A 13061-nucleotide genomic window follows, 5' to 3' on the forward strand; every position below is an offset into this window, starting at 1 on the left:
AGTCCTACTTTTTTGTTAAAAATACAAAAAAGCATTACGATAATATTGTAGTAAGAAACTTTAAAAAAGGAGACAAATAATATGAACCAGGATCCAGAAAAATTACTAGAACAATTATCCTTGGAAGAAAAAGCTTCTCTTGTATCCGGGACTGATTTTTGGTATACCACAGCTATTGAATGCTTGGATATTCCATCTCTCAATTTAACTGATGGCCCTGCCGGGTTGAGAAAACAAGCAGGCGACAGCGACGCCCTTGGTTTAAATAAAAGTGTAGAAGCCATCAATTTTCCGGCAGCCAACTTAATCGCTTGCTCTTTTGACCGGAAGGCGTTACAAGAATTAGGGGAACGCTTAGGTAATGCAGCCCAATCAGAAGATGTATCCATCCTGCTAGGTCCAGGAATCAACATTAAGCGTAGCCCTCTGGCTGGACGCAATTTTGAGTTTTTTTCTGAAGACCCTTATTTAACAGGTGAATTAGGCGCAGCTTATGTCAAAGGGGTTCAAAATAAAGGGGTTGGCGTGAGTCTGAAACATTTTGTGGCAAATAACCGAGAAAATCAACGTTTTACCGTTTCATCAAATATCGAAGAACGACCTCTGCGTGAAATTTATCTACATGCTTTTGAAACAATCGTTAAAGATGCTCATCCTTATACCATTATGTGTTCTTATAATCCTTTAAATGGCGTTTTAAATGCCCAGAACCGTACGTTATTGACAGATATTTTGCGAAATGAATGGGGCTTTGATGGTATAGTTTTATCTGATTGGGGTGCAGTCGCAGATTCAGCCGCCTCCGTGCAAGCAGGTATGGATCTAGAAATGCCAGGAAAAGGAAAAGCATCACAACAAGCAGTAGTTGAAGCCGTTCAAAACAATCAACTTGCTGTTGAAGATCTAGATAACTCTGTCTTACGTATACTAAAGCTTATTCAACAGCTGACAGATAACGCGCAGACGGATCCCTCTTATGACAAAGAAAAACAACATGAGCTAGCACGTGTATTGGCATCTAACAGCATGGTTTTATTGAAAAATGACGAACAAGTATTGCCGATAAAAGAGGACGATTCACTATTAGTTGTCGGAGAACTAGCCGATAACCCTCGCTCACAAGGCGGTGGCAGTTCACATGTCAATGCTTATAAAGTTTCTTCTCCCTTAGAAAATATCCAAAGCGGTCATAGCAACGTTCATTTTGAACAGGGCTATCACTTAGACCAAACAGCGGATAAAAATTTATCAAGCAAAGCTTTGGAAGCTGCCAAAAAAGCAGACAAAGTAGTATTATTCGCAGGTTTTCCTGAATCCCTTGAATCTGAAGGCTTTGACAAAGATTCTCTCTTGTTGCCAGAAAACCAAAATCGCTTAATTCAAGAAATCAGCCAAGTCAATGACAATGTCGTTGTCGTTTTACAAAATGGCTCTGTAGTTGCAATGCCTTGGATTCATCAGGTAAAAGCCATTTTAGAAACTTATTTAGCAGGTGAAACAGTAGGCGAAGCCACTTGGGATGTGCTTAAAGGTACTGTTAATCCTTCAGGCAAATTGGCCGAAACTTTTCCACAACGCGTGGAAGATAATCCGACAGCCTTGACTTTCAATGCAAGCACGATTGATGAAAACTACCGTGAAGGACTTTTTGTAGGTTATCGTTATTATGACAAGAAAAAATTAGCACCATTATTCCCATTTGGTCACGGCTTAAGTTATACGACATTTGCTTACCAAGATTTAACTGTTGAAGAAAAAGAAAATAACTTTATCTTAACTGTAACATTATCTAACACCGGTAAAGTAGCCGGAAGCGAAGTTGTACAAGTGTATATTTCAAACCAAACAAGTAATATCGAAAAACCAGAAAAAGAATTGAAGCAATTTGAAAAAGTTTATCTAGAACCCAACGAAACAAAAAAAGTTAAGATAGTATTAGATGATAGTGCCTTTATGTGGTATAACGTCGACAAAAAAGACTGGCAAATCGATGATGGCTCTTATCTTGTCCAAGTGGGTTCCTCTTCTGCAGATATCCGGCTCACACAAGAAGTAACCATTCAAAAAGGAACAAAAACGCATCCTGAAGTAACCTCAGATACTTATATCGCTGATATTATGAAACGTGATGATTTAAAAGATTTGATCGCTACAACAGAGTTTGGAAAAACACTGAATAATTTAATTGGCGATGATTCCAATAGCAAAATGTTAGAAAACATACCGTTGCGCGCAGCCGAAATGATGGGCTTTTCGCCAGCACAAGTGAAAGCATTTATTGATAAAGCAAATGAGAAATAGAGTTTTGAGAATCATCTGTGTATAAATAACCCCGTCGATTGGCTAGTTTAGTCAATCGACGGGGTTTATTTGTAAACAAGTCTTTTTTGAACAAAATTACTCTTAATCGTCTAAAACGAATTTTTCCACTGATCCCGACCCGGCGATGAATACATCATAACCAGCGGCTACTGCTAAACGTGCCAATGTTGTACCCAATTTCCCTTCGCCTAAAATTTCTATTGAAAAATAAAAACAGATTCCTAGCACTAAAATTTGCTAGAAAACTGTTTTTATTCACACTACCATTATTTTATATACTATTTTCCCTTATTTCTTTCCACCATTTTCAACACTTCATCTACAATATAATCAACTGTAAAACCATAATCATTTAATAAATCATCTGCTGGTGCTGATTTTCCAAATTTATTTACGCCAAGTGAGATACCATCTGTACCAACGTATTGTGACCAGCCAATTGTAGAACCTAGTTCAATAGATGCTTTATTAACAATACTTGAAGGAACCACTGATTCTTTATACTCCTTCGTTTGTTTGTCAAACAGTTCCCAACTTGGTAAAGATACAACATTTACTTTAAAATCCGATAATTTTTCTTTAGCCTTAAGTGCCATTTCCACTTCAGAACCAGTAGCAATCAAAATAACGTCTGGTTTATCTGAAGCTTTTGATAAAACATATCCACCCTTTTCAGCACCTTTAAAATCAACATTATCTAAAACAGGTACATCATGTCTACCTAACGATAAAAGGTAAGGATTGTCTTTTGACTCTATTGCTAATTTCCAACCAACCAGGGTTTCGTTTGCATCTGCAGGTCGATAAACAACCAAATTAGGCATTGCCCTTAAAGAAATGAGGTGTTCAACTGGTTGGTGCGTTGGTCCGTCTTGTCCAACATGTAAGCTATCATGTGTCATCAAATACGTTGCCGGAATATTCATAACAGAGGATAAACGAATCGCTGGTCTCATATAATCAGAAAAAATTAAAAACGTACCACAATAACCCCTTACTCCACCGTGTAATGTAATTCCATTTGTTATTGCAGCCATAGAAAATTCTCGTATACCAAAATGAAGGTTAGGACCTATATGTTCTTTTTCATTCATAAATGGATAGTTATCAATAGTCGTTTTATTTGAAGAAGCCAGGTCAGCAGATCCCCCAATAAGTTTAGGAAATTCGTGATATAACCTATTTAATACTTTTCCTGAGGCAGCTCTTGTAGCCATCTTATCATCTTCAAAAGGCTTCCAAACTTCTTTACTGATAGAAATTTCATTAGAGATAAATCCTTCTAGCTCTTTTCCTAAATCTGGATATGCTTCTTTATATTCTTCAAAAAGTTTATGCCAGTTCTTTTCAGTTTCTTCTCCTTTTTCGATCACTTCATTAAAATCAGTTTTTATTTCTTTTGGAACAAAAAAGTCATCATAATCCCAAGTAAACGATTCTTTTATATGTTGAGCTTCTTTTGCACCCACTGGATTACTATGAATCTTTTCTGTCCCTTGTAAGGTCGAACCAAAACCAATAATCGTTTTTACTTCAATTAACGTTGGCTTATTTTCCTTTTCTTGCGCTTTTTTTATTGCTCGGGATATCTCTTCTAAATTATTTCCATCTTCTACCAAAATCGTTTGCCAATTCATAGCGCTAAATTTTTCTTGTTTATTTTCTCGTGATGATTCCTCTAACGGACCATCTGAAGTAATATCATTCGAATCATATAGTACAATTAGTTTTCCTAACCCCAGATTTCCAGCAATCGCTGCAGCTTCCATAGCAACGCCTTCTTCTAAGTCCCCATCTCCACAAATCGTATAAGTATAATGGTCAACAACATTAAAGCGATCTCGATTGAACCGTTCTCTCAAGTGTGTTTCAGCTATAGCGAAGCCAACCGTCATTGCGAAGCCTTGTCCTAAGGGTCCAGTGGTAGCTTCTACTCCTTCAGTTTGGAATACTTCTGGATGGCCTGGCGAAAAATTCATAAGATTTGTGCATTTTTACTCGGTACGTTATGATAAAAAGGTATAGTAATTTAATTATTTTGAAAGAGGAGTGAAGTTATGGATACTGGTATTACTGCTTTAGACAATTTACTAGCATCATTACCAGCAATCGTCGCTGGAATTGTATTACTGATAGTCGCATGGATTGTTGCTTCTATCTTAAAAAACATCCTAGCAAAAGGACTTAAAAAAGTTGGTTTTAGTCGTTTGCTTACAAAATGGGGAATGGCCAAATCAGAAGAAAATGCCAATTCTGCCATTGATAGCTTAGCCAAAGTGGTTTATTACATTGTTTGGCTAGTCTTCTTGCCGGGTATATTTGAAAGTTTTGGTGTCCCTGCAATTGGACGTCCAATTCAAACAATGTTAGACACAGCACTGGCTTACTTACCTAATATCTTTGGTGCTATTATTATCTTAGTTATTGGTACAATAGTTGCACGTTTTGTAAGAAGCGTAGTTTACAACTTATCTGTTGCTGCAAACATCGATTCTTATGTAGCTAAATTCTTAGGTACTAATGAAGAAGATCAAGAAGTTGAAGAAAAGAAAGATACATTAGCTTCTGCTTTAGGCGGAATTACTTATTTCTTGATTATTATTCCAATTGCGTTGATTGCACTAGAAACATTGAACATCAACACAATTGCTGAACCGATTAGTTCAGTTCTAAATACCATTTTAGCTGCTATTCCGCATATCGTGGTAGCTGCAGTATTACTTGGCGTTGGTTTAGTTCTTGCAAAATTCTCTGGTCAAGTTGTTGGAGACTTGCTTAAAGGTACTGGAATTAACAAATATTCTAAGACCATCGAAGACAACACAAATATGTCATTTGACTTAGCTAAATTATCTGGTCAAATCGTTTCATTTGTTGTTGGTTTACTATTCTTTGTTGAAGCGTTGAATGCACTACAATTGGATATCTTAAACATGGTAGGTTCAGCAATCATCGCTTATATTCCTAACCTAATCATTGCTGCAATTATCCTAGTTGCCGTATTTGTCGGTGGCGATTTTGTTGGCAATGCAATCAGCAAAGCAACAAAAAGTGGCTTAGCTGGTGCAATCTTTAAATTTGCCCTAATTATCTTTGGTATCTTTATGGCATTAGAACAATTAGACTTTGCAACTGCTATTGTACAACAAGCATTTGTATTGATCTTAGGTGCCGCAGCTGTCGCATTTGCCATTGCATTTGGTATCGGCGGACGTGATTTTGCGAAAAGACAATTAGACAAAGCAGACCAAAAAATTGATTCTGAAAAAGATAATTCAGACAACGAATAAAACTCGTCTTAAGAGTTTTAAATTGGTTGATTAAAAGTTAACCACAAATGTTAAGTAGTTATTTACTTAATGTTTGTGGTTTTTTATTGAGAAAAAGCTAGTCAACAATAACTCATTACATTATTGAGGAAGCTTCGTCTTCTTACTCAACATTACAGATAAAAATCTTTTATTATAAAAAGTTGTAGATACTCACAGTTTCAGAGAGCATCTACAACTTTTTTACCTATTCTGTACTAGATCTCCTACAACTTTCACCCGCAAGCGTGTCGCGTTATCTGGATGATAAGCAAGTGGAATTTCTTCGACTTCTACCAGTTCAATGGTACCTTCAATAGCTCCTGCTTTCATCGCTTGGTCATCTGCTTTTTCTCGAGCATCTTGCATGGCTTGTTCTCTTGCAATTTGCGAATAAATATAAATTTGTTCATATTGGCCCCCAATTTGCGAGATCGAAGCTCCGATCGCATTAGCAACCGCTCCTTTTTCATCACGAATGATCTCTTTTACGCCATTTAATTCTTGTGGGATAATTACACTTCCTCCACCTACAAGGATTAAGGTTACATCACCAGCGCTGGTTTTCATTCGATCAATAGCTTCTTCTGTTATCGCGCCGATTTTTGCGTAAGCTTTTTCAGCAAAAACAGTATCGATATGTGCAACATTTGCCGGTTCTCCAATTTCAATTTTTCCTAAGCGAACCGCAATATCGGTAGCAGTTAAAGTATCACCACCAAAAACCATCGCTTTATCTACTAATTGATAACCCACGCTATCTGGTCCCACAGTCACATCATCATCTGCTGTTTGACGTACAATAGAGCCTCCTCCCAAGCCAATCGATACGATATCAGGCATCCGAAAATTGGTACGTACACCTCCCACATCGACCGCAACAGAAGATTCGCGAGGAAATCCATCGGTAATTACACCAATATCAGAAGTTGTTCCGCCAACGTCTAATACAATAGCATTTTCTAAATCTGCTAAATAAGAGGCCCCACGAATACTGTTGGTCGGACCACAGGCAATAGTCAAAATGGGAAATTCCCGTGCATAATCAATGGACATTAATGTTCCATCATTTTGACAGAGGTAAACTTCGGCATCTGAAACGCCTTCTTGTAGCAAAGCTTTTTCAAAGCCATCACTTGTTGTACGCATCACTTTAAATAAAGCGGCGTTTAAAATAGTTGCATTCTCTCTTTCAATCAATCCCACAGAGCCAATCGTAGAAGATAGAGAAACTGGAATACTTTCTCCTAAAATCTCTTGGGCTAATTCTCTTACGTAGAATTCTTGCTCATTTTTTAAAGAAGAGAATACTCCTATAACAGCAATTGATTCAACTTTTCCTTTCCAACTTGTTAAAATATCACGTATTTCTTGTTCGTCAAAACTTGAAAGATTTCTTCCGTCAAATTCATAACCACCTTTAGCAAAAGCGTAAGTTTTAGATAGTTGCTGCACGATTGTATCAGGCCAAGCAGTAAAAGGAGCAACAGAAGCAGTTGCTGGATAACCTAAGCGGAGCACACCTACTTTAGCTAATTTTTTTCGTTCTACAATGGCATTTGTACACTGAGTTGTTCCTAACATCGCATGAGTTACCGCTGCTTTATTAATTTTTGATTCTTTAAGTACTAAATGTAATGCTTGAAAAATACCACTTTCGATGTCTTCGGTTGTAGGATATTTGACACTATGAATCAGCTTTAAGTTTTCATCTAAAATAACAGCGTCTGTATTTGTTCCACCAACATCAATACCGATTTTATATTCCATTATTGACCTCGCTCCTTTCTTACTAATTCTTCAACAGGGTCATAGTCATAATCATAACCAAAATAACGGGGCCCTACTGTTTCAATCCCTTTTGCACTACGCCACTGCTTGTTACATGGTAAAGCTAGTAGTCGCACACGTTTTCCGTATTTTAGACTTTCTGTAGTTACTGGAGTCAAAGTTTCCAAATCTACTAAACAAATAAGATCTGGCGTTAATACCAAAGGATGTCCATTTTTTAAGGCAATCAAATTTTCATTTTGGATATATACATTAACTTCTTCATCTGTATATTCAGCTAGACCTTCAATAATCACTTTTCCTCGGTTAAAGCCTCCTTCAGTTCCTCTTAATACATCGACTATTTTTCCAGTAAACAAATCATAGCCACCCGTAATGTCTAACACCTTTTGTAATTTAACTTGATTATCTTTTTCTTTAGAACGAATGATGCGACCTAGTTTCTCTGAAAGAGAAACAATATTAGCTATTCCAGAACGTTTGAGTTCAGTTCCTGAAGAAGGATAATTACTAATCAAGGTACTTGCACCCATTTCCACCGTAGCTGTTCGCGCTAGGCGTTCAGCCCAAACATTATCTACTGTTTCAATAATGCCAATATTTCCCTTCTCATCTGTTATTGCCATAGGTGTAGAAGAAACACCGTTTAAATGAAAAGTGACCATTTGTAGTTCTGGAAAAGCTCGTCCCATACCATCACAATCAATCAAAGGTAAACCTAATTGAGCGGCTACAATGATAGGAATCATGGAATTTACTCCACCAGCTTCCATTGGAAATACTCCTTTAATTTCACTTCCTAAGTACTTCTCCAATTTTTGAAATACACGGACAAATTCATCTCCTTTAGGAAATTTTTCCACTAAAACACTAGGCGCTCCCATCATAGCAGCTGGTGCGTACATTGCGTTTTCGTCAATTTCATCAGGAGAAACTAGATGAGCCGGACCGTATTCATTAATCGCTGAAAGAGCCATCATTTTACCAATATACGGATCGCCGCCACCACCAGTTCCTAACAAAGCTGCCCCCACCGCAATGTTTTCAATGGCTTCTTCATCAATTTTGTACATAATTTTTTCCTCCAATGTTTCTAAAATTCTATTGTTTAATCATCAAGATTTCTTTTCACAGCTTTTTTCTCTATAAATTGGTAACCCACATAATAAATAACAAATGAGATAACAACACCAATCAAAGGTTGATTAAGTAATTGCGGTGCATTAGGGAAAAATTCCAAAATAACCGGTAATGCCGCCACTGAAGCACCAATAAACCAAGAAATTACGCCTAACCAATGAATCTTAGAGATCTCATACCAACTTGCAGGATCTCCTTTTTGAATAATCCAATACGAAGCAATCATCACACCAGCAACAGGCGGAATCATCGCAGATAACACATTCATAATAGGAACAAAATAGTCCAGAATACCTATCGCAGCAAGGATAGTTCCCATACCCCCCCGCAGCTGCGACAGCAATCGTTTGTTTTTCTTTAGCTACGTTAAACACATTTACAATAGCAATTCCACCAGAAAATGCATTCACAGCATTCGTTGTCCAAGTAGCCAAAAGCATAGCGATCACTCCGATTACAGGCAACCCTAATTGAGTAAATACTGAGATAATATCTGCAGTCTCAGAAGTTACACCAAAAATCGCACCTGCCGCAATCATCAAAATTCCTGCGGGCAGAACACCGATAATTGAAGCTTTAGCTACACCTGAACGTTTACGAACATATTGCGAATAATCCCCTGCAATAATAGCTCCTAAAGCAAATGAACCAATTGTCACCGAGACGCCTGTTAGAAAAGGCATATGTGTTTCAGGTTGATAGTTTACAATCGCTGTCCAGCCACCGCCAGTCACCGAAATAACGATAGCATAAAGAATAACAACTAATAAAAAAGGTACTGCAATATAATTTAACCAACTAAGTAATTTAATACCAAAGATCGCAGATAATAACATTACGATCCCCCAAAATAAACTCGAAATCCACACAGGCAATCCAATATCATATAATGCCAAAAATTGTGAAAACGCCACACCTGCGACATTGGCTTGTAACCCGAACCAACCCAAACAAGAAATGGCTAAGATAATAGCAATAATTTTTTGAGCACCCTGTTCACCAAAAACTTGGGAAGCCACTTGAACAGTTGGCTTTCTTAAATCTGAACTTTGAATACCTTGGAAAATCATTCCAATAACAATAACACCGTAACCTACCAAAGCTGTTAAAATTGCTCTCCAAAAAGACATTCCAGCAATTAAAGTACCACCAAGTAATAACCCTGGCACACTAATCATAGAACCAATCCAAATAAAAGCTAAACTTTGCCAAGTCTGTTCTTCTTTGTTGTCTTGCATAAAAAGCCCCCCATTTCCCTCAATTTTTTTGAGAATACCTGCTATTATACGTAAAAAGGGGAGCTTTGTATTTATCTTAAACTAAAAATAAACAAGAGATGTTTTGTCAATATCGACAAAAATCATCTCTTGATCTATCTTTTTTCTGTATTTTTTAATAAACGCCAGATGGCAATAGCACGGTAATAAGTTAAACTCTCAGGTAATTTAGTTACGGAATAATGCACCAACTCGTTGATTCTTTTGATTCGATATTTGATTGTATTCATGTGTACATATAGTAATTTACCCGCTTTAGCATAGTGACTTTGTGCATCTAGTAAGAAAACAGCTAAGGTATCTAGCAATTCGGGCTGTTTTATTAATGGCTGCAACGGCCCTAGTGCTTGATGAATGGATTTTTCTCCTTCAGCGATCCTCTTTTCGCACTCTGCTACAAACTGAAAGTGTAGCTGCGTAAACATCCTTTGTTTAGGATACAAAAATTTCGCCTGCTCAAAGTATTCTTTCATTTTGCTATAAGCAGCCTGTACATCACTGGTTGTACCCATGCCTAAATATTGCACAATGGTATGACAAATCCCTTCTTGCTGTAGCTTTTTAGATACTTCAAAGGCAATCATATCAAAACCTTCATTGGTTTTTCCTTCATCCATAAATACCGCAATTATCTGTTCAAACAATTCTACGAGTAAAACGTTAAAGTGTGAAGTCATTTCTTCTTTTAATTGCCGCATTACTATTGCTTGTAAAGTAGGCTCTTCTACATGAACAAACCACACGTTGGAAATATTTCCCACGTCTATATGTAAAACAGCGCCTAATCGACGCATCTTGACACTTTCGTCATTCAAAATCGCTTTGACCAGTTCTTGTGTGTTGACTGCTTCATAATTTTGACCCCATAAGTTCATAAAGATTTGCACCACTTCCGCGGCTTGTTCCACCATATTTTCAGTTAATGGTTGATTTTCCTTAAACATATAAAACTGGATAGCTTCCATCCCACTATGAAAAATCGTTCGCTTCACAGCAGAAACAGTTTCTATCGATTGAATGTTAGTACCTGTTGTTTGTTTAACCATATAAGACAGATCCAAAGTACTAATACTTGGCCAAGTACCTGCATTAATAATTTGGCCTCGCATATCCGTTAATACAATAGAACTATGTGTTCGATCGGTTAACATTTTTAACATCGTATCTGCGTTACGCTGGTTGGCAGGAAGTTTAGAAATTTGTTCCACCATTTGATTAGAAAAACTTGTTTCGACCATTTCTTGTTTGACAATAGCTTCTACCACTTCATAAATAACTTCACTATAACGTAAAGAAGGCTCTCCTTCTGGCATCACAATCAGTGGAAAGTTTAATTTATTACACGTATCCAGTAAACGTTGGTCTATTTCTGGAATAAAAACACCTACATAATAAAGAATTAAGCCTATTTCTCCTTCACGTTGCAAATGTTGGATCATTTCTACTTGAGCATCAATGTCATGAGAAATTGTCATTAGCCCACTAATAACAATCTCACTTCCGTATTTATCTTCTTGATTAAATAATTCTTCCCTTAATTTGGCAACATTTGATTGCTCTAATACTGTAATAGAAGATACTTGCCTTTTTAGACCGTCTACACCTGCAACTACTTCTGCTTCTCTTAAAGAAGGTAAGTTTAAGAGACTTTTAAACTCCACACTCATCTATTTCCCCTCCCTTTTGCTTGCTTTGTCCGTTATTGTAGCATTAGCTTAAGATAAAGTCATGAATAAATTGTCTAACAATTCAAAATTTTTTCAATAGAACAGGGAGTAAAATACGAATTTGCTCCCTGTGATTGAAAAGACAGGGAGTGTTTTTTCATTTTTTTCCCTGAGATTGCAAAGATAGGGAGCGTTTCGTTTATACACTCCCTGTTATTAAGGATAAAATGGAAATAAGTAAAAAAATCAAACAAAAATCAGAAAAGATAGGGAATGAAATGCTAATTCACTCCCCATGATTGCAAAGATAGGGGGTACTTTTTCGTTTTGCTCCCTGAGATTGTAAAGATAGGGAGCGTTTTTCCATTTCTCTACCTGTCTTTTAGATAAAAAAAGACGCTCCTAAATAGAAGCGTCTCATTAACTTGCGATAGAAGTATTTTGAAAAAAGTTAGCCAAAGTTTCGCGTATTTCATCCGTTGTTTCTGTTTGCATCAATTCAGCTCGCAAATCGCTAGCGCCCGGAAAGCCTTTAATATAAATTTTAAAGAAACGACGTAAGCCAGCAACAGGGCGAGGAACAGTTTCACTATAATAGTCTTGTAAATCAAGTTGCAAGCGCAACAAATCAATATATTCTTGCACACTGTGTTCTTTAGGCTGTGTTTCGAAAGCAAAAGGATTGTTAAAAACGCCACGACCTATCATAACGCCGTCCACGCCATATTTTTCCACGAGTTCTAACCCTGTTTGGCGATCAGGGATATCTCCATTAATTGTAATCAAAGTTTGCGGCGCAATCCGATCACGAATCGCTACAATCTGTGGAATCATATCCCAATGAGCATCTGCCTTACTCATCTCTTTACGTGTTCGCAGATGAATCGATAAATTCACGATATCTTGTTCTAATAAATGGGTGATCCATTCTTCCATTTCATCCATTTGCTCATAGCCGATCCGTGTTTTCACACTAACCGGTAAGCCGCCAGCTTTGGCTGCATCAATCAACTCAGTAGCGACTTCTGGTCGTAAAATCAGACCACTACCTTTCCCGCGTCTTACCACATTACGAACCGGACACCCCATGTTAATATCAACACCACTAAAGCCCATTTCGGCTAAACCAAGACTCATCTCACGGAAATATTCAGGTTTATCTCCCCAAATATGTGCCACGATCGGTTTTTCATCTTCAGTAAAAGTCAGGCGACCTTGGACACTTTGCCTACCATCCGGGTGACAATAGCTATCCGAGTTGGTAAACTCAGTAAAATAAACATCCGGCGCACCAGCTTCTTTTATCACATGACGAAAAGCGACATCTGTCACATCTTCCATCGGCGCTAAAATAAAAAAGGGCTTCGGTAATTCTGCCCAAAAATTCTTAGTCATTTATAAACTCTCCTAATTTATGTATTCCATTTCTATTCAAAACAAAGTTATTATACTAGTAATGACAAAATGGTGCAAAAAGTAAGTTTGTTCTCTTTTAGAATTTTTAAATTGCCCAGAACTTGTATCCTTAGCAATAGAATGTGATAAAATGACTATAT

At 37.2% G+C, this 13061-nt stretch carries 7 protein-coding genes and 1 pseudogene; 2 read left to right on the forward strand and 6 right to left on the reverse strand.

Annotation, left to right across the window (positions count from 1 at the left end; genetic code table 11):
* Window positions 1-81 precede the first annotated feature (81 nt).
* Window positions 82-2301, forward strand: a complete 2220-nt coding sequence (locus tag C7K42_RS05725) for a glycoside hydrolase family 3 C-terminal domain-containing protein (RefSeq protein WP_014123894.1) — start codon at window positions 82-84, stop codon at window positions 2299-2301.
* Between the two features lie 299 nt (window positions 2302-2600).
* Here C7K42_RS05725 and tkt read toward each other — a convergent pair whose 3' ends face one another.
* A complete protein-coding gene (gene tkt, locus C7K42_RS05730; protein WP_014123892.1) occupies window positions 2601-4301 on the reverse strand; it encodes a transketolase in 1701 nt (566 codons plus the stop codon).
* A gap of 78 nt (window positions 4302-4379) precedes the next feature.
* On the opposite strand from tkt, the gene C7K42_RS05735 reads away from it, so the two are divergent.
* Entirely contained in the window at window positions 4380-5612 is a 1233-nt protein-coding gene (locus tag C7K42_RS05735; protein WP_061840037.1) for a mechanosensitive ion channel, read from the forward strand.
* A 222-nt stretch (window positions 5613-5834) separates the two neighbouring features.
* Here C7K42_RS05735 and C7K42_RS05740 read toward each other — a convergent pair whose 3' ends face one another.
* From C7K42_RS05740 to C7K42_RS05760, 5 genes and pseudogenes are all read right to left on the reverse strand, one after another.
* Window positions 5835-7400: a hydantoinase/oxoprolinase N-terminal domain-containing protein gene (locus C7K42_RS05740; RefSeq protein WP_103091773.1), complete on the reverse strand. Its 1566-nt coding sequence runs from the start codon at window positions 7398-7400 to the stop codon at window positions 5835-5837.
* Window positions 7400-8494 carry an S-methyl thiohydantoin desulfurase family protein gene (locus C7K42_RS05745; RefSeq protein ID WP_014123889.1) on the reverse strand — a complete coding sequence of 365 codons (1095 nt, stop codon included), beginning with the start codon at window positions 8492-8494 and terminating at the stop codon, window positions 7400-7402. The genes C7K42_RS05740 and C7K42_RS05745 overlap by 1 nt, the downstream gene beginning before the upstream one ends.
* Before the next feature lie 35 nt (window positions 8495-8529).
* Window positions 8530-9799, reverse strand: a pseudogene (locus tag C7K42_RS05750) (cytosine permease).
* 134 nt (window positions 9800-9933) lie between these two features.
* A complete protein-coding gene (locus C7K42_RS05755; protein WP_069028708.1) occupies window positions 9934-11505 on the reverse strand; it encodes a PucR family transcriptional regulator in 1572 nt (523 codons plus the stop codon).
* Between the two features lie 420 nt (window positions 11506-11925).
* Window positions 11926-12900 (reverse strand): tRNA dihydrouridine synthase, encoded by a 975-nt coding sequence (locus C7K42_RS05760; protein WP_014123886.1) that lies wholly within the window; start codon window positions 12898-12900, stop codon window positions 11926-11928.
* Between the last annotated feature and the right edge of the window lie 161 nt (window positions 12901-13061).

This window comes from Tetragenococcus halophilus subsp. halophilus DSM 20339 (assembly GCF_003841405.1).
Taxonomy (GTDB): Bacteria; Bacillota; Bacilli; order Lactobacillales; family Enterococcaceae; genus Tetragenococcus; species Tetragenococcus halophilus.